General features: G+C 68.6%; 12 protein-coding genes. All 12 read left to right on the forward strand.

What is annotated here, in order from left to right:
• Positions 1-133: 133 nt before the first annotated feature.
• The 12 genes from QN245_RS11035 to QN245_RS11090 all read left to right on the forward strand — a co-directional run bounded on the left by QN245_RS11035 (position 134) and on the right by QN245_RS11090 (position 17779).
• Positions 134-2629, forward strand: coding sequence for a methyl-accepting chemotaxis protein (locus QN245_RS11035; protein WP_317843169.1), 2496 nt, complete (start codon positions 134-136; stop codon positions 2627-2629).
• A gap of 284 nt (positions 2630-2913) precedes the next feature.
• Positions 2914-3417, forward strand: a complete 504-nt coding sequence (locus tag QN245_RS11040) for a hypothetical protein (RefSeq protein WP_317843170.1) — start codon at positions 2914-2916, stop codon at positions 3415-3417.
• The gene (locus tag QN245_RS11045; protein WP_317843171.1) at positions 3414-5621 is read left to right on the forward strand and encodes a methyl-accepting chemotaxis protein; all 2208 of its coding nucleotides are present in this window, start codon (positions 3414-3416) and stop codon (positions 5619-5621) included. The genes QN245_RS11040 and QN245_RS11045 overlap by 4 nt, the downstream gene beginning before the upstream one ends.
• A 60-nt stretch (positions 5622-5681) precedes the next feature.
• Positions 5682-6464, forward strand: coding sequence for a flagellar brake protein (locus tag QN245_RS11050; protein ID WP_184448125.1), 783 nt, complete (start codon positions 5682-5684; stop codon positions 6462-6464).
• A gap of 121 nt (positions 6465-6585) precedes the next feature.
• A complete protein-coding gene (locus QN245_RS11055; protein WP_019796102.1) occupies positions 6586-7080 on the forward strand; it encodes a chemotaxis protein CheW in 495 nt (164 codons plus the stop codon).
• 175 nt (positions 7081-7255) lie between these two features.
• Positions 7256-7636, forward strand: coding sequence for a hypothetical protein (locus QN245_RS11060; protein ID WP_026143867.1), 381 nt, complete (start codon positions 7256-7258; stop codon positions 7634-7636).
• Positions 7637-7736: 100 nt separating this feature from the next.
• Positions 7737-10121: a methyl-accepting chemotaxis protein gene (locus QN245_RS11065; RefSeq protein WP_317843172.1), complete on the forward strand. Its 2385-nt coding sequence runs from the start codon at positions 7737-7739 to the stop codon at positions 10119-10121.
• A 166-nt stretch (positions 10122-10287) separates the two neighbouring features.
• Positions 10288-12513, forward strand: coding sequence for a methyl-accepting chemotaxis protein (locus QN245_RS11070; protein WP_317843173.1), 2226 nt, complete (start codon positions 10288-10290; stop codon positions 12511-12513).
• 389 nt (positions 12514-12902) lie between these two features.
• Positions 12903-15146 carry a methyl-accepting chemotaxis protein gene (locus tag QN245_RS11075; RefSeq protein WP_317843174.1) on the forward strand — a complete coding sequence of 748 codons (2244 nt, stop codon included), beginning with the start codon at positions 12903-12905 and terminating at the stop codon, positions 15144-15146.
• 97 nt (positions 15147-15243) lie between these two features.
• Entirely contained in the window at positions 15244-16110 is an 867-nt protein-coding gene (locus tag QN245_RS11080; RefSeq protein ID WP_160967778.1) for a CheR family methyltransferase, read from the forward strand.
• A complete protein-coding gene (gene cheD / locus QN245_RS11085) occupies positions 16107-16709 on the forward strand; it encodes a chemoreceptor glutamine deamidase CheD (protein ID WP_160958665.1) in 603 nt (200 codons plus the stop codon). Before QN245_RS11080 ends, cheD begins: the two co-directional genes overlap by 4 nt.
• Positions 16706-17779 (forward strand): protein-glutamate methylesterase/protein-glutamine glutaminase, encoded by a 1074-nt coding sequence (locus tag QN245_RS11090; RefSeq protein ID WP_184447997.1) that lies wholly within the window; start codon positions 16706-16708, stop codon positions 17777-17779. Before cheD ends, QN245_RS11090 begins: the two co-directional genes overlap by 4 nt.
• Positions 17780-17782 lie beyond the last annotated feature (3 nt).

Consider the following 17782-nt stretch of genomic DNA (forward strand, 5'->3'; position numbering starts at 1 on the left):
GCCGCCGATTCCATCGCATGCGCGCGCCTGGACAGGCGAAGTTCCGCGGCCATCCGGTTGCACCCCGCATTCCCATGGCGCGGTTCCCTGTGGATCGCCCGCCTTCTTTCGCTCTTCCTCAGAGACCCGCGCAATGACGTCGCATCCCGCGAACCACGCCGCTCCGCTCGCCTCCGAACACCGCTCCCGTTTGCGGGTCTGGCACGACCTTCCCATCGCGCGCAAGCTCAGCCTGATCGGCGCCCTGGCCTTGATCGGGCTGGCCATTCCGCTGCTGCTGTACACGCGCACGCTCAGCGACGGCGTGGAGGTCAGCCGCGCCGAACTGCGCAGCTACGCGCCGCTGCGCGACATGCTGGTCCTGCTCGGGGCGCTGCAGGAAGAACAGGTGGGCGACGCCGCAGACGTGGCGAAAGCGCGCGACACCGCGGACCGGGCGCTGCGCGAACTGCAGCGGACCGTGCCGTCCCTGCCCGGCTTCGACCGCAGCACGGCGGCGCTGGCGCAGCTGCAGCAGACCCTGCGGACCAGGCGCAACGATTTCGCGGCGGTGGCGGACCAGGCCGACGACGCGCTGGATGCCCTGCGCGACGACAGCCAGCTGGTCTATACGCCGTACGTGGAAAGCTACCACCTGGTGGTCAGCAGCCTGATCTACGCCCCGGTCACCAGCGAAACGCTGACCCGGTTGGATGCGATGCACGTCCCCTCCCAGGCCGGCGCCGAGACGCCGATGCTGCACGCGCAGATCGCCGAACTGGCCCGCGATCACGCGCGCCTGCGGCATGAGCTGAAGAAGGCGCTGGGCCTGCTGGAGCAACCGGATCCGGCCTTGTCGCGTGCGGTCGCCGCCGAGGCGGCGGTCGCCGATCGCGCGCTGCCGCAGCTGGCGCAGGCCCTGGACGGCGGCAACGCCGATGCCGATCAACGTTGGGACGCGGCCCTGCATGGCTGGGACGACGCCTTGCACAGCCTCAGCGCCACCGGCTTGCAGGCGCTGCAGCGCCAATCGCAACGGCACCTGGACGCCTCGCTGCAGGCGATGTGGGCCGCCGCTGCCGGGCTCGGCCTGCTGACGCTGCTGATCGCGGCGGTGTGCGTGCATACCCTGATCACCCTGACCCGCAACGTGCGCCGCGCCGCCGGCGTCGCCGCCGACATCGCCGAGGGCCGCCTGGACGCCCGCATCGTGGTGCCCAGCCGCGACGAAAGTGGACGCCTGCTGGCCGACATGCAACGCATGCAGCAACAGCTGCGCGAGGTGCTGGCCGCGCAGACCGAGATGGCCAAGCGCCACGATACCGGCCAGACCAGTTACCGCATGGACGAAAGCACCTTCCCGGGCGACTACGGGCGCATGGTCCGCGACAGCAATGCGCTGGCCGCATCGCACATCGCGGTGACCGAGCGCCTGGCGCAGATCATGGGCCGTTACGCCATCGGCGACCTGTCGGAGGACATGGATCGCCTGCCCGGCGAGAAAGCCCACCTCACCGAGACGATGGACACGGTCAAGCACAACCTGACCGCGATGAACACGGAGATCAAGCACCTGGCCGGCGCGGCCGCCGCTGGCGACTTCAGCGTGCGCGGCGATACCGCGCGCTTCCAGTACGACTTCCGGCTGATGGTCGACAGCCTCAACCAGTTGATGGCCACGTCCGACGGCAACCTGCAGGCGCTGTCGTCCCTGCTGCGCGCCATCGCCGCGGGCGATTTGACCGCGCGCATGCACGGCGATTTCCAGGGCGTGTTCGCGACCATGCGCGACGACGCCAACAGCACCACCGAACAACTGGCGACGATCGTCGCGCGCATCCAGACCGCCGCAATCAGCATCAACGGCGCCGCGGCCGAGATCGCCACCGGCAACGACGACCTGTCGCGCCGCACCGAACAGCAGGCGGCGAGCCTGGAAGAAACTGCGGCCTCGATGGAGGAGCTGACCTCCACGGTCAAGCAGAACGCCGAACGCGCGCGCCAGGCCAACCAGTTGGCCGCCAGCGCGGCCTCGGTGGCCTCGCAAGGCGGCGACGTGGTCGGCCAGGTGGTGCAGACCATGAGCGGCATCGAGGCGTCGTCGAAGAAGATCGGCGACATCATCAGCGTCATCGACGGTATCGCCTTCCAGACCAATATCCTGGCGCTCAACGCCGCGGTCGAAGCCGCGCGGGCCGGCGAACAGGGTCGAGGCTTCGCCGTGGTCGCCAGCGAAGTGCGCACGCTCGCGCAGCGCTCGGCCGGCGCCGCCAAGGAGATCAAGGGCTTGATCGACGATTCGGTCGAGCGCGTCGCCGAGGGTTCGGCCCTGGTCGAACGTGCCGGCAACACGATGCAGGAGATCGTGACCTCGGTGCAGCACGTCACCGACATCATGGGCGAGATCGCCGTCGCCTCGCAGGAACAATCGTCGGGCATCGAACAGGTCAACGGCACCGTCACCCAGATGGACGAGAGCACGCAGCAGAACGCGGCGCTGGTGGAAGAAGCCACCGCCGCGGCACGTTCGATGGAAGATCAGGCCGGGCAGCTGCGCCAGGCGGTGGCGGTGTTCAAGGTGGAAACCGCGTCCTCGGCACGCGCGCCAGCGGTGCTGTCCCCGCACCGGCCGGCACACACGCTCGCCTGAGCCTGCGCGCGCGGGTCACCCTGGAGCCAGCCTGCCGCCTGCCCGGCACCGGCCGGCGGCGCCACGCCTGCCACCGTCGCGACAACTGGAAAGACCGATCGGCTGCGGGCGTCTCCGCGGCCGATCGCGTTTCCAAGCCTGAGACATTCAGCTTCGATACGGACACACCAAAGTGGTATCGTGACCACAGCGTGAAATGGAATGAATACCACCTTAAGGAACGATGGTCGCTGTCGATAACGTGAACAGCCGGTAGATGCCGGCGCCGCCCAGGCCGGTCTTCCATGCAGACACGCCCCACCGATGCCGACCGATCGCGGCACGTTCTGCGATTGCCGGCGGGCCTGTTGCTGCTGGCGGTCTGGAGCGTCTGGGCCGTCGCCCACCTGGCGGCGTCTGCCACGCCGCCCCCGGCCGACAGCGCCGAGGCCATCCGTGCGCGCCTGCTGGCCTTCGCGCCCGCCGCCATCACTGCCGGCCAGGCCGTCGCGTTCCGCCTGCGCGTGGCCGACTGCGCATGCGCCGCGTCCACAACGGCACCACTGCCCGGGATTCGCAGCGTCGACCTGCGCGACCGTGCGGCACCACCGGCCCTGCCCTATGCGCTGATCGTCTTCGATGCGCAGTCCCGCCTGATCTATGCCGGCCCGGCACAACTGGCCGGCTGCGGCAGCTCCATCGCCGCCGCCTCGCTGATCCCCCGGCTACTCGCCACCAGCGGCGTCTCGCCGCTGATCTCGCCCGCCTCGTGCGGATGTCCCATCGACTCCAAGGAATCCCTCGCATGAGCGCGTCGCCTCACCACGGCAATTTCCTCATCGGCAACGAGCGCTACGTCTATCTGCAGAAACTGGCGGCCCAGGCGGACCGCCTGTTCGTGGTGGTGGCGGTGCTGGCCACCCTCGCCAGCCTGGGCGCCGCCTGGCATCAGGGCACGTGGACGTTGTGGCTGACGGTCAGCCTGCCGACGTTGGCGGTCATCGCGCTGCAGGTGAAGCTGTATCCGGGCAGCCTGCTCAGCCGCTGTACCGTGGCGCTGGGCCTGATGGTGCTGGCGGCCGCGCTGATCCAGCAGGCCGGCGGCATGATCGAGGTGCACTTCGGCGTCATCCTGCTGATCGCGCTGTTGCTGTACTACCGCGACTGGCGTCCGATCATGGTCGCCGCCACGGCGATCGCCGTGCATCACGTGTTGTTCTTCTGGCTGCAGCATCGCGGCCTGCCGGTGCGCGTGTTCACCGCCGAGGCCGGAATCGGCATCCTGGCGATCCACGCGTTGTACGTGGCGGTGGAAGCGGCAATCCTGGTACCGATGGCGGTACAGATGCGCCAGCAACTGCTGGATGTGGGCCACGACCCGCACGATCTGGCACAGGCCGCACGCGCCATCGCCCAGCAGCAGCCGCTGCCGGCCGCGATCCGCGCGCTGACCCTGCCGGAAGGCTCCATCGCCCACACCCTGGTCGCCGCCAACGCGCAACTGCTGCACAGCCGCGAGCAGGACAGCGAGGCCCAGCGTGAGACCCAGCGCATCCGCAGCGCGCTGGACGACGTCACCACCAACGTGATGATCGCCGACGCCGAGCGCCGCATCGTCTACGTCAACCGGCCGCTGCTGCAGATGCTCAGCGACGTGCAGGAGGATCTGCGCCGCGATCTGCCGCAGTTCGATGCCAGCGCACTGCTGGGCCAGACCATCGACGTGTTCCACCGCCACCCGGAACATCAGGCGCGCATGCTCGCCGAGCTCAAGGGCACGCACCGTGCGCAGATCCGCGTGGGCGGCCACACCATGCGCCTGATCGTCAATCCGGTCACCGACGCGGCGGGCAACCGCCTGGGCTTCGTGGTGGAATGGGCCGATCGCACCGAGGAGGTGGCGGTGGAAGAAGAGATCGCCGGCATCGTGCGCGGCGCAGTCGCCGGCGACCTCGGCGGGCGCATCCGCCTGGACGGCAAGCACGGCTTCCTGCTGCAGTTGGGCGAACAGATCAACGCCATGCTCGCTGCCAGCGCCTCCGGCCTGGGCCACATCCAGCAGTTGTTGCGCGCGCTGGCCGAGGGCGACCTGTCGCGGCGCATCGACGCCGACCTGCAGGGCGTGTACGCGAACATGAAGGACGACGCCAACGCCACTGCCGAGCAATTGTCGACGATCGTGCGGCAGATCCAGGGCGCCTCCGATGCGATCAACACCGCGGCCGGCGAGATCGCCGCGGGCAACGACGACCTGTCGCGCCGCACCGAACAGCAGGCGGCGAGCCTGGAAGAAACTGCGGCCTCGATGGAGGAGCTGACCTCCACCGTCAAGCAGAACGCCGAGCATGCGCGCCAGGCCAACCAACTGGCGGTCGGCGCGGCGGCGGTGGCCTCGCAGGGCGGCGACGTGGTCGGCCAGGTGGTCACCACCATGAACGGCATCGAGGCGTCCTCGAAGAAGATCGCCGACATCATCGGCGTCATCGACGGCATCGCCTTCCAGACCAACATCCTCGCGCTGAACGCCGCGGTGGAAGCCGCGCGCGCCGGCGACCAGGGCCGCGGCTTCGCCGTCGTGGCCAGCGAGGTGCGCACCCTCGCCCAGCGCTCGTCGAGTGCGGCCAAGGAGATCAAGGACCTGATCGACGAGTCGGTCGGCCGCGTCGCCACAGGCTCGGCGCTGGTCGACCAGGCCGGGCGCACCATGAGCGAGATCGTGACCTCGGTACAGCGGGTCACCGACATCATGCGCGACATCGCCTCGGCCTCGCAGGAACAGTCGGCCGGCATCGAGCAGGTCAACCAGACCGTCACCCAGATGGACGAGGCGACCCAGCAGAACGCCGCCCTGGTCGAGGAAGCCAGCGCCAACGCGCGTTCGATGGAACAGGAGGCGGGCGAACTGGCCCGGGCCGTGGCATCCTTCACCCTGGAGCAGCGCTCGCCGTCGGGCGTCTCCGCCAGCGGCGGCAACGTGCATCCGGTCTACAAAAAAGCCCAGCTCAGCCGATAGCATGCGTGGGGCGTGCCGATGCGGTGCGGCCCCACCCACTTCCCGTACGCACTGTCCACCATGGCCGAAGGCACTCCCAGCGACTCCCCCGTCCCGTCTTCGCCGGAAGAAGAGGTGGAGGACGACCGTTTCCTGCTGGACAAGCCGCGACAGATCCGCCAGTTGCTGCAGTCGCTGATCCAGCAGCGTTCGCAGGTCAGCGCGCACGTGGGCGGCCGCGACCAGGCCTTCTCGACCGCGCTGCTGGCGCTGGACGAGGACGAAGTGCTGCTGGACCTGAGCGTCAACGAAGCCTCCAATCGCGCCGCCGAACAGGCCGAGTACCTGCTGTGCTTCGCCCAACTGGACAAGGTACGGGTGCGTTTCCGCATCGAACATCCCCAGCGCGTCGAACACGACGGCCAGCACGGCTTCCGCGCCCCGCTCCCGGAATCGCTGTACTACCTGCAGCGGCGCGAGCATTTCCGCCTGGAGACCCCCATCACCGACTCGCCGCTGTGCGTGCTGCGCATCGAGGACGACGCCGGCCAGGTCGAACTGAAGCTGCGCGTGGTGGACATCAGCGGCGGCGGCCTGGCGGTGGCGCTGGTGCACGGCCAGCCGATGCCGAAAGTGCAGGAGCGCTACCCGAACTGCGTGCTGCAGTTGCCCGATGCCGACGCCATCCGGCTGACCCTGCAGGTCTGCAACATGTATGTCTCCAAGCTCGCCAACGGCCAGGACACGCTGCGGGTGGGCATGCGCTTCCTGGACCTGCCGCGCGGCGCCGACGCGGCGATCCAGCGCTACGTGTTCCGCATCGAGCGCCAGCGCAGCGCCCGCAAGAGCGGCGTGCTTTCCTGAACGCCGGGCCCGGCCAACCGGCCGAGGTCTAAAGTTCGGCGGCCACGCGCCGATCTAGCATCAGAGTCGCGCTTCCCCAATTCCGCCACCACCGCAATTCCGTGCGCACCAGGAGCACACGATGAACGACAAGACCACCTCCACCTCCGGCGCCACCGGCGGCGAATTCCTCAGCTTCACCCTCGGTGAAGAACACTACGGCGTGGATATCCTCAAGGTGCAGGAAATCCGCGGCTACGACTCGGTGACCCGGGTCCCGGACGCCCCCGAGTACATCAAGGGCGTGATCAACCTGCGCGGCACCATCGTGCCGGTGATCGACCTGCGCCTGAAGCTGCGCCTGAAGGAGGCGCGCTATGACGCCTTCACCGTGATGATCGTGCTCAACGTCGAGAACCGCGTGGTCGGCATCGTCGTGGACAGCGTCTCCGACGTGATCCCGTTGAACGAAGAGCAGATCCGCCCGACCCCCGAGTTCGGCGCCGCGGTCGATACCCGCTTCATCTCCGGCATCGGCACCCAGGACGACAAGATGTTGATCCTGCTGGACATCGAGACCCTGCTGGACAGCGCCGAGTTCGGCCAGCAGCACGCCCACGTCGACGAAGCCGCCTGACGGCGACGGCCGGCCCGGCTGTAGACGAAACCCGCCTCACGGCGGGTTTTTTATTTGAAATGCGAACTGTTTATCACTTGTGAGAATCAAGTTAACCGGTTTCAGGCCGATAGCTGAAAGGTGGCTGGCCATCACACAGCCCTCACTTCAGCCCCCGTCCCCAAGGAGTCGTTCCATGAAACCGAGCTTTCCCATGCTGCTGGTCCTGCTGCTCGCCGCCAGCCCCAGCACCTTCGCCCAGTCCCAGCAGATGATCCCGCCGGAGATGGCCACCCGCTTCGTCGGCAAGGACGGCATGGTCTGCGGCAAGGTCGAGAAGGCCAAGTACGCGCAGAACTCCGAAGGCGAGCCGACCTTCCTGTACATGGGCGGCATGTTCCCGCGCCACACCTTCTCCGCCCGCATCGCCGGCGCCGACCGCAGCAAGTTCGGCTTCGCGCCGGAGACACTGGAAGGCAAGGACGTCTGCGTGATCGGCAAGATCGAGCGCGACAGCTCGCGTGCCGAAATCCAGGTCAGCGCGCCGTCCAGCCTGAAGCTGGCGACCATCAAGTAAGCCTTTGCGCCGCCGCGCTGGACCCGCACAGACGGTCCGGCACGGCGGCGTTTGTCGTTTTTGCCCCTTGTCGCCCCCCTCCGAATTACGGGAACCGCTCATGCAGTGGATAAAAGATCTCAAGGTGATGCCCAAGCTGATGCTGGCATTCGGCGTCGTGCTGGCGCTGATGCTGATCCAGGGCGTGGCCGCCTATCGCGGCCTGAACTCGCTCGACGGCGTGACCAAAGACGTATCGACGCAGGTGGTGCCGAGCGTGCGCACCGGCGGCGAAATGCGCGGCATCCTCGGCGAGTACCGCAATGCCGCCTACCAGAGCCTGATCCGCAGCAGCGATGCACTGAAGAAGGAATCGGCTGCGCGCCAGGCCGCGCTGAAGAAGCAGTTGGATACGATCCTGGCCAAGTATCCCCCCAGGATCGCCAGCCCGCAGGAAAAGGCGCTCTATGACCGCCTGGTCGCCGACTGGAAGAAGGCCAGCGCCTCCTACCAGTCCGTCGACGAAATGCTGCAGCTGGATCTGCACGACGATGCCATCGACACCTTCACCGGCGAGACCCGCACCCTGCACAACAAGGTGATGGATGACGTCATCGCCCTGATCGGCGAGAACGACCGCCAGGCCAAGACCGCGGCCGACGCCGCCAGCGGCACCTATCGCAAGGCCGCCGCCACCCTGCTGGTCTGCCTGCTGATCGGCTTTGGCGCCGCGATCGGCATGGCCTTCCTGTTCGGCCGGATGCTGGCCAACAGCGTGCGCGATGCGGTCAAGGTCGCCAGCGATGTCGCCGGCGGCAAGCTCGACGGACATATCGACGCCAACGGCAAGGACGAAATCGGCGAGCTGATGCAGGCGCTCAAGCGCATGCAGCAGGACCTGCGCGGGCGCATCGAGCGCGACGCCGCGGTCGCCTCCGAGAACCTGCGCATCCGCACCGCGCTGGACAATTCCTCGACCGGCATGTTCATCGTCGACCTGGACTACAACATCGTCTACGCCAACCCGTCGATGCAGGGCCTGGCCGACAAGTACGCCCAGCAGATCCAATCGGTGGCGCCGGCCTTCGATTCGAGCCTGCCGCTGGTGGGCTCGCCGGTCACGGTACTGGAGTACCGCAACCAGCACGACCCCAAGACCCTGTCGGAGCTGGAAAAGAACGGCGTCATGGAGCGCGAGATGGTCTATGCCGACACGCGCATCGCCCAGACCATCACCGCCATCCGCGATGCGCATGGCAACCACATCGGCTTCGTCTGCGAAGCGCGCGACCGCACCCTGGAAGCGCAGGTCGAGCAGGAAGTGGCCAAGATCGTGCGCGAGGCCGCCGCCGGCGACCTCAGCGGGCGCGTCGGCGTGGAAGGCAAGCACGGCTTCTTCCTGCAGCTGGCGCAGCAGCTCAACGGCCTGCTGCAGGCCAACGGCGACAGCATCGGCGAAGTGTCCAAGCTGCTGACCGCGCTGTCGCAGGGCGACCTCACCGCGCGCATGCACGGCGACTTCCAGGGCGTGTTCGCGACCATGCGCGACGATGCCAACGCCACCGCCGAGCAGCTGGCGGCCATCGTCGGCCGCATCCAGCAGTCGGCGAACGCGATCAACGCCGCGGCCGGCGAGATCGCCGCCGGCAATGACGACCTGTCGCGCCGCACCGAGCAGCAGGCCGCCAACCTGGAAGAGACCGCCGCGTCGATGGAGGAACTGACCTCCACCGTGCGCCAGAACGCCGAACATGCGCGTCAGGCCAACCAGCTGGCCGCAGGCGCGGCCTCGGTGGCCTCGCAGGGCGGCGACGTGGTCGGCCGCGTGGTCGAGACCATGAGCGGCATCGAGGCGTCCTCTAAGAAGATCGGCGACATCATCTCGGTGATCGACGGCATCGCCTTCCAGACCAACATCCTGGCGCTCAACGCCGCGGTGGAAGCGGCGCGTGCCGGCGAACAGGGCCGCGGCTTTGCGGTGGTGGCCAGCGAAGTGCGCACCCTCGCCCAGCGCTCGGCCAACGCCGCCAAGGAGATCAAGGGCCTGATCGACGCTTCCGTGGGCCAGGTGACCAACGGCTCGACCCTGGTGCGCCAGGCCGGCCAGACCATGACCGAGATCGTCGCCTCCGTGCAGCGCGTCACCGACATCATGGGCGAGATCGCCGCCGCCTCGCAGGAGCAGTCGGCCGGCATCGAGCAGGTCAACCAGACCGTCACCCAGATGGACGAGACCACCCAGCAGAACGCCGCCCTGGTGGAAGAAGCCACCGCCGCAGCGCGCTCGATGGAAGAACAGGCCGGTCAGCTGACCGAGGCCGTGTCGATCTTCCGCGTCGAGCAGTCGGCCCAGGCCGCGGTGGTGCATGCACCGCAAGCCGTGGCCGCGCCCCGTCCGGCACCGGTGGCGAAGAAGCCTGCGGCTGCCGCCTCCGCCAAGCCGGCGCCGGTGCGCGCCCGCAAGGTCGAACCGGCGCTGGCCGATTCCGACTGGCAGGAGTTCTGAGACCGGCCCGACCTGTCGCTGCATCCCTCTCCCCGGCCTCGCGCCGGGGATTTTTTTGATGGCCGCGTCGGCGCGCGGATTGTCTACGAATCGATCGCGCCGCGCGCTCAATTTCATCGTTCCCGGGGCCGTTAAATCCCTGGGATCCTTTCCAAGGAACAGGTCGATGTCGTCTCGCTCGTTGCTCACCCGCCTCTCGGATCTGCCGCTGCGCCGCAAGTTCCTGTGGCAGACCGTGTTGTTGGGCGCCGGGATCGTCCTGCTGGCGGTGATCGCCGCGCGGATGCAGTACCTGGACATCCGCAACACGCGCGAGCAGGCGCTGAAGAGCCAGATCGAGCTGGCGCTGGGCGTGGTACGCGCCTATGCGGCCGAGGTGGACAAGGGCAGCATGCCGCTGGCGGAGGCGCAGCGCACCGCCCTGCGCACCCTGGAGTCGATGCGCGCCCGCGACGGCGTGGACTACTTCTACGTGCACGACCTGCATCCGACCATGCTGATGCACCCCACCCGCAAGGATCTGATCGGCAAGGACATCGGCCAGGTGCTCAGCGCCGACGGCAAGCCGATCTTCCGCGAGTTCGTCAAGGTGGCCGAGGCCGGCGGCGGCTACGTCGACTACCTGTGGCCCAAGCCCGGCAACGAGACGCCGGTGGAGAAAGTTTCCTACAACGCCCCGTTCGCGCCCTGGCACTGGGTGATCGGCACCGGCGTCTACATGGACGACGTGCAGGCGCAGGCGCTGATCTTCACCGGGGTGATGACCCTGGCCGGCGGCATCCTGGTGCTGCTCGCCTTCGGCATCAACTGGCTGATCGGCAGTTCGGTGCTGCGGCCGGTGTCGCGCAGCCTGGAGGCGATCCGCGCGGTGTCGCGCGGCGACCTCAGCGTGCGCATCGACAACCCCGGCCGCGACGAGACCGGCGAAATGCTGCGCGCCACCGGCGAGATGATCCGGATGCTGGAGCGCTTCTCCAGCGAGACCGCCCGGATGGCCGTGCTGCATGCCGACAAGGACATGTCCCACCGCATGCCGGAGGATTTCCCCGGCGTGTACGGCGAACTGGCCGCCAGCATCAACCGCATGATGTTCGAGCACCTGGACGCCATCGTCGACGCCATCGCCGTGCTCAACGAATACGCCAACGGTGATCTGCGCCGCGACGCGCGCCGCCTGCCCGGCAGCCGCGCGGTGCTGCACGAATCCATGGATGCCGCCAAGGCCAGCCTGCTGGCGATCAATACCGAGATCAAGCGTCTGGCCGCCGCTGCTGCGGCCGGCGACTTCAGCGTGCGCGGCGACGCCGAACGCTTCCAGCACGACTTCCGATTGATGGTGCAGGACCTCAACGCGATGATGGAGGTCAGCGACCGCAACCTGGGCAAGCTCTCGGCGCTGCTGCAGGCGATCGCCGCCGGCGACCTGAGCGCGCGCATGCAGGGCGACTTCCATGGCGTGTTCGCGCGGATGCGCGAGGATGCCAACACCACCGCCGACCAGCTCGCCGATATCGTCGGCCGCATCCAGGCCGCGGCGCGCAGCATCCACGGCGCCACCACCGAACTGGCCGGCGGCAACGAGGACCTGTCGCGCCGCACCGAACAGCAGGCAGCCAACCTGGAAGAGACCGCTGCCTCGATGGAGGAACTGACCTCCACCGTGAAGCAGAACGCCGAGCACGCGCGCCAGGCCAACCAACTGGCGGCTGGGGCGGCGTCGGTGGCCTCGCAGGGCGGCGAGGTGGTCGGCAGAGTGGTCGAGACCATGAGCGGCATCGAGGCGTCGTCGAAGAAGATCGCCGACATCATCAGCGTCATCGACGGCATCGCCTTCCAGACCAACATCCTGGCCTTGAACGCCGCGGTGGAAGCCGCCCGCGCAGGGGAGCAGGGCCGCGGCTTCGCCGTGGTCGCCACCGAAGTGCGGACCCTGGCGCAGCGCTCGGCCAATGCCGCCAAGGAAATCAAGACGCTGATCGACGACTCGGTGGGCCGCGTGAGCGAGGGCTCGGTCCTGGTCGACCAGGCCGGCCGCACCATGCAGGAGATCGTCGCCTCGGTGCAGCGCGTCACCGACATCATGGGCGAAATTTCCGCCGCCTCGCAGGAGCAGTCGATGGGCATCGAGCAGGTCAGCCGCACCGTGGCACAGATGGACCAGGCGATCCAGCAGAACGTCGCCGTGGTCGAGGAGGCCAGCGCCTCGGCGCGGGCGCTGGAAGAGCAAGGCCGCCGGCTCGGCGAGGCCGCAGCGGTGTTCCGCCTGGACGCGGTGTCGGCACATGCGGACGGCGCTGCGGCGCTCACGCCTGCCGCAGCGGCACGGAGCGCGGCGCGATCGGCCCCGCTGCGGCTGGTCCGCACGGCGGCCCCGGCCATCGAGGCCGATTGAGCGGACGTACCGCTGCCATAGAAACGATCAGGCACGGCATGGCGATTTACCCCCTGGCGCGGTTCAAGCAATCGCCGCGCTAGTCGATATCAGGATCACGCCACGTGATCCGCGCATGACATCGCCGGGTCACGACCGCGACCGTTCAGGGAGCACGTGATGCCTTGCTGTCCATCTTCACCGTCGTCCAGTCGCATGCCGCCGCGTCGCGGCGCCGCATGCGCGCAGATCCTGCGCACGGTTCCGCGCCGGCCGTCCCCGCGGCGCCACGCGCGCCTGGCGCGGAGCGGCCTCGACCGGCAGCCTGCCGCCCCGCCCCGCGTCCGCCGGCTGACGCCGCGGCCGCCATCGCTCCGCTTTTCCACCCCGTTACCGCACATGGAATGCCCATGAACGTGCTCTCGCACCTGAAAATCCGCGACAAGCTGATCGGCGCCTTCGTCCTGACCACACTGCTGACGCTGGTGCTGGGCGCGTTCACCTATTCCCGCACCAACCTGTCGATCGCCGAACTCAAGCACATCGAGCACGACTGGGTGCCGGCAACCCAGGCCCTGTCCGAGGTGCGCGCGCAGCTGGGCGAGTTCCGCACCTACGAGCTGGCGCAGCTGTCGCGCGCCGACGATGCCCAGGCCCAGGCCGACTACTTCAAGCGCATGCAGAAGGTGCGCACCGAGGTGGCGAAGAACCAGCAGGTCATCGCGGCGATGATGCGCGACCCCAAGCAGGTCCAGATGTACGCCGGTGTCCAGGAAACGCTGAACGCCTATCTGCAGGCCAACACCGACATGGGCACCGCCTTGCGCGCCGGTGACGTGGCGGCGGCGCAGACGATCTCCGACACCCGGTCGCGTGCGCTGCGGCGGACCCTGTTCGAGCGCATCGTGGCGCTGACCCAGTACAACGTCGCCGAACTGAACCGGGAGATGGATCGCGCCGACAGCCAGATGGCCAATACCAAGACCCTGATCCTGGCGCTGCTCGGGCTGGCCGTGCTGTTCGCCGGCGTCACCGCCTGGCTGATCGCGCGCGGCATCGCGCGCCAGTTGCACGCCGCCAAGCGCCTGTCGCAGGCGGTGGCCCGCGGCGAACTGGAAGGCGCCACCTACCCGCACGGCAAGGACGAGATCGGCGAGCTGATGGACGACATGCTGGTCATGCGCTCGCGCATCCACGCGGTGATCCGCGCGCAGGACGAGATGGCGCAGCAGCACGCGCACGGCACCATCAGCTACCGCATCGACGAGAACGCCTTCCCCGGCGAGTACGGGCAGATGGTCAAGGGCACCAACGAGTTGGTCGCCTCGCACATCGCGGTGAAGATGCGCCTGCTGCAGATCATCCAGCGCTACGCGATCGGCGACCTGTCCGAGGACATGGACCGGCTGCCCGGCGAAAAGGCCGTGCTCACCGAAACCATGGACATGGCCAAGCAGAACCTGACCGCGATGAGCGAGCAGATCAAGCAACTGGCGGAGGCGGCCGCGGCCGGCGCGTTCGGCACGCGCGGCGATGCCGACCGCTTCCAGTTCGGCTTCCGCGCCATGGTGCAGGACCTCAACGCGATGATGGCGGTCAGCGACCGCAACCTGGGCGAGCTGTCGACGCTGCTGCAGTCGATCGCCGCCGGCGACCTCACCGCGCGCATGCACGGCGAGTACCACGGCGTGTTCGCCGCGCTGCGCGACGACGCCAACGCCACCGCCGCGCAACTGGCGGCCATCGTCGGCCGCATCCAGGCCGCCGCCGCCAACATCAATGTCGCCTCGACCGAGATCGCCGCCGGCAACGACGACCTGTCGCGTCGCACCGAACAGCAGGCGGCCAGCCTGGAACGCACCGCCGCGTCGATGGAAGAGCTGACCTCCACCGTCAAGCAGAACGCCGAGAATGCGCGCCAGGCCAACCAGCTCGCCGCCGGCGCCGCCGCAGTCGCCTCGCAGGGTGGCGACGTGGTCGGCCAGGTGGTCACCACCATGAACGGCATCGAGGCCTCCTCGAAGAAGATCGCCGACATCATCGGCGTCATCGATGGCATCGCCTTCCAGACCAATATCCTGGCGCTCAACGCCGCAGTGGAGGCCGCCCGTGCCGGCGACCAGGGCCGCGGTTTCGCCGTGGTCGCCAGCGAAGTGCGCACCCTCGCCCAGCGCTCGGCCAGTGCCGCCAAGGAGATCAAGGGCTTGATCGACGAGTCGGTCGGCCGCGTCGCCGAAGGCTCGGCGCTGGTCGACCAGGCCGGCCGCACCATGAGCGAGATCGTGACCTCGGTGCGGCGCGTCACCGACATCATGGGCGAGATCGCCGCCGCGTCGCAGGAGCAGTCCGCCGGCATCGAGCAGGTCAACCGGACCGTGACGGAGATGGACGAGAGCACCCAGCAGAACGCCGCCCTGGTCGAGGAAGCCACCGCCGCGGCGCGCTCGATGCAGGACCAGGCCGGGCAACTCGGCGCGGCCATCGCCGCGTTCAAGCTGGACACTTACCACGGTGTCGCCGCCAACGCGCCCACGGTGCAAGCCGCGCCCGCCCCGGCCCGCGGCAGACCCCGGCAGGCGACACGGCCGCGCCCCGTCGCCGCAGTCGCCGCGGGCGCTTCCACCGCCAGCGAGGCCCAGTGGCAGGAGTTCTGAACCGATACACCCTTGCTGATGGCCGTCGCTGAACGCCGGCTGTCAATTTCGGCCGGTGCCGGCCGATAACCCGAGTGACCGAGCATCGCTGCACACCATGGCCATCCAGACTCCTGCTTCGCCCTCTTCCGGCTCCGACAATCGCGACTTCGACTTCAGCGATCGCGATTTCAAGCGGGTCTGCGACCTCATCTACCAGAAGGCCGGCATCGCGTTGGCCCCGGCCAAGCGCGACATGGTCTACGGCCGACTGTCGCGACGCCTGCGCGTGCTGGGCCTGCGCTCGTTCCGCGACTACCTGGACTGGCTGGAGCGCGACGGCGGCGACGAGTGGGAGGCGTTCACCAACGCGCTGACCACCAACCTGACTTCGTTCTTCCGCGAGCCGCACCATTTCGAGCGGCTGCGCGAAGAGTTGCAGAAGCACTCCAGCGCCGCGCCGCTGAAGATCTGGTCCTGCGCCGCCTCCACCGGCGAGGAGCCCTACTCGCTGGCGATCACCGCCTGCGAGGCCTTCGGCACGCTGACCCCGCCGGTGCGGATCCTCGCCACCGACGTCGACACCCAGGTGCTGGCCACCGCCTCGCGCGGCGTGTACGCGCTGGAGCGCGTCGCCAGCCTGGACCCCGCCCTCAAGCGCAAGTACTTCCAGCGCGGCAGCGGCGCCAACGAGGGCCAGTGCCGGGTGCTGCCGGCGCTGCGCGACCTGCTCGAGTTCCGCCAGCTCAACCTGCTGGAACCGCGCTACGACGTCGCCGGCCCGTACCTGGCGCTGTTCTGCCGCAATGTGATGATCTATTTCGACAAGCCCACCCAGCGCGGCATCCTGTCGCGGCTGATCCCGCACCTGGACGACGACGGCATGCTCTACACCGGCCATTCGGAGAACTATCTGCATGCGGCCGACCTGATCCAGCCCTGTGGCCGCACGCTGTACCGTCGGGCGCAAAAGGATCGCGCATGAGCCCCGCCGCCATGGCCCTGGACCAGGTGATGCGCTATCACGACACGCGCTTCCAGACGATCGCGGCCAAGCTGTTGCCGACCCAATACCTGGTGGTGGACGACGACACCGCGCTGACCACCATCCTGGGCTCGTGCGTGGCCGCCTGCATCCGCGACCCGTTGCTGAAGATCGGCGGCATGAACCACTTCATGCTGCCCGACGGCCAGAGCGGCGACGGCGCGCCGGCACGCTACGGCAGCTACGCGATGGAAGTGCTGATCAACGACCTGCTCAAGCGCGGCGCCGCCCGCAACCGCCTGGAAGCCAAGGTGTTCGGCGGCGGCAACGTGCTCAAGGGCTTCACCAACAACCCGGTCGGCACGCGCAACGCCGACTTCGTGCTGAACTACCTCAAGGCCGAACAGATCCCGGTGGTGGCCGAGGACCTGCGCGGCATCCATCCGCGCAAGATCTGGTTCTTTCCCGGCACCGGCCGCGTGGTCGTGCAGCGCCTGCCGCACGCGCACGAGGAAGCCGAGATCGCCGCGGCCGAGTCGGCGGTGCGCGCCCGTCTGGCCAAAGCCCCTGTCACCGGCGCCGTGGAGTTGTTCGAATGAGCCTGGAAGCCCCTTGCCGTGTCCTGATCGTCGACGACTCCGCGGTCGTGCGGCAGATCCTCACCGAGATCCTGTCGGGCGCGCCCGGCGTGGAAGTGGTCGGCTCGGCCGCCGACCCGCTGCTGGCGCGCGAGAAGATCAAGCGTCTGAATCCGGACGTGATCACGCTTGACGTGGAAATGCCGCGCATGGACGGCCTGGCGTTCCTGGAAAACCTGATGCGGCTGCGGCCCACGCCGGTGGTGATGATCTCCTCGCTCACCGAGCGCGGCGCCGACACCACGCTGCAGGCGCTGTCGCTGGGCGCGGTCGACTTCGTCTCCAAGCCCAAGCTCGACGTGGCCCGCGGCTTGGAGGGATACGCCGAAGAGATCATCACCAAGGTCAAGAATGCGGCCAAGGCCAAGGTCCGTGCTCTGGACCGGCCGGCCACGCCGAAACCGGCCAGCGCCACCGCCACGCCCGCCGCCGTGTCCTCGCTGAAGTTCCGCACCACCGACCGGCTGATCGCGATCGGTGCGTCCGCCGGCGGCACCGAAGCGCTGCGCGTGGTGCTGGAAGGCATGCCGGCCGATGCCCCGGCAGTGGTGATGACCCAGCATCTGCCCGCGGGCTTCAGCACGGCCTTCGCCGACCGTCTCAACCGGCACTCGGCGATGGCCGTGCGCGAAGCGACCGAAGGCGAAGCGATCCTGCCCGGCCACGCCTACCTGCCGCCCGGCGGCAAGCACCTGCAGGTGATCCGCGACGGCGCGCGCTGGCGCTGCAAGATCGACGACGGCCCGCCGGTCAACCGGCACAAGCCGGCGGTGGACGTGCTGTTCCAGTCGGTGGCGCGCAACGCCGGCGCCAACGCCATCGGTGCGATCCTCACCGGCATGGGCGACGACGGCGCGCGCGGCCTGCTGGAAATGCTGCAGGCCGGCGCCAGCACCCTGGTCCAGGACGAGGCCACCAGCGTGGTCTGGGGCATGCCCGGCACGGCCTTCCGGCTGGGCGCGGCGCAGGAGGTGCTGCCCCTGGACAAGATCGCCGAGCGCCTGATCGCGCTGTCCGTGCAGGCCCGCTGACAG

Origin of the sequence: Xanthomonas rydalmerensis (genome assembly GCF_033170385.1) — a bacterium.
Lineage (GTDB): Bacteria > Pseudomonadota > Gammaproteobacteria > Xanthomonadales > Xanthomonadaceae > Xanthomonas_A > Xanthomonas_A rydalmerensis.

What these genes read in the sequence shown, in the direction of transcription:
- QN245_RS11075 (WP_317843174.1), top strand. Translation starts at nt 12,903, where the DNA reads ATGAACGTGCTCTCGCACCTGAAAATCCGCGACAAGCTGATCGGCGCC.
- cheD (WP_160958665.1), top strand. Translation starts at nt 16,107, where the DNA reads ATGAGCCCCGCCGCCATGGCCCTGGACCAGGTGATGCGCTATCACGAC.
- QN245_RS11055 (WP_019796102.1), top strand. Translation starts at nt 6,586, where the DNA reads ATGAACGACAAGACCACCTCCACCTCCGGCGCCACCGGCGGCGAATTC.
- QN245_RS11050 (WP_184448125.1), top strand. Translation starts at nt 5,682, where the DNA reads ATGGCCGAAGGCACTCCCAGCGACTCCCCCGTCCCGTCTTCGCCGGAA.
- QN245_RS11040 (WP_317843170.1), top strand. Translation starts at nt 2,914, where the DNA reads ATGCAGACACGCCCCACCGATGCCGACCGATCGCGGCACGTTCTGCGA.
- QN245_RS11065 (WP_317843172.1), top strand. Translation starts at nt 7,737, where the DNA reads ATGCAGTGGATAAAAGATCTCAAGGTGATGCCCAAGCTGATGCTGGCA.
- QN245_RS11090 (WP_184447997.1), top strand. Translation starts at nt 16,706, where the DNA reads ATGAGCCTGGAAGCCCCTTGCCGTGTCCTGATCGTCGACGACTCCGCG.
- QN245_RS11080 (WP_160967778.1), top strand. Translation starts at nt 15,244, where the DNA reads ATGGCCATCCAGACTCCTGCTTCGCCCTCTTCCGGCTCCGACAATCGC.
- QN245_RS11045 (WP_317843171.1), top strand. Translation starts at nt 3,414, where the DNA reads ATGAGCGCGTCGCCTCACCACGGCAATTTCCTCATCGGCAACGAGCGC.
- QN245_RS11035 (WP_317843169.1), top strand. Translation starts at nt 134, where the DNA reads ATGACGTCGCATCCCGCGAACCACGCCGCTCCGCTCGCCTCCGAACAC.
- QN245_RS11060 (WP_026143867.1), top strand. Translation starts at nt 7,256, where the DNA reads ATGAAACCGAGCTTTCCCATGCTGCTGGTCCTGCTGCTCGCCGCCAGC.
- QN245_RS11070 (WP_317843173.1), top strand. Translation starts at nt 10,288, where the DNA reads ATGTCGTCTCGCTCGTTGCTCACCCGCCTCTCGGATCTGCCGCTGCGC.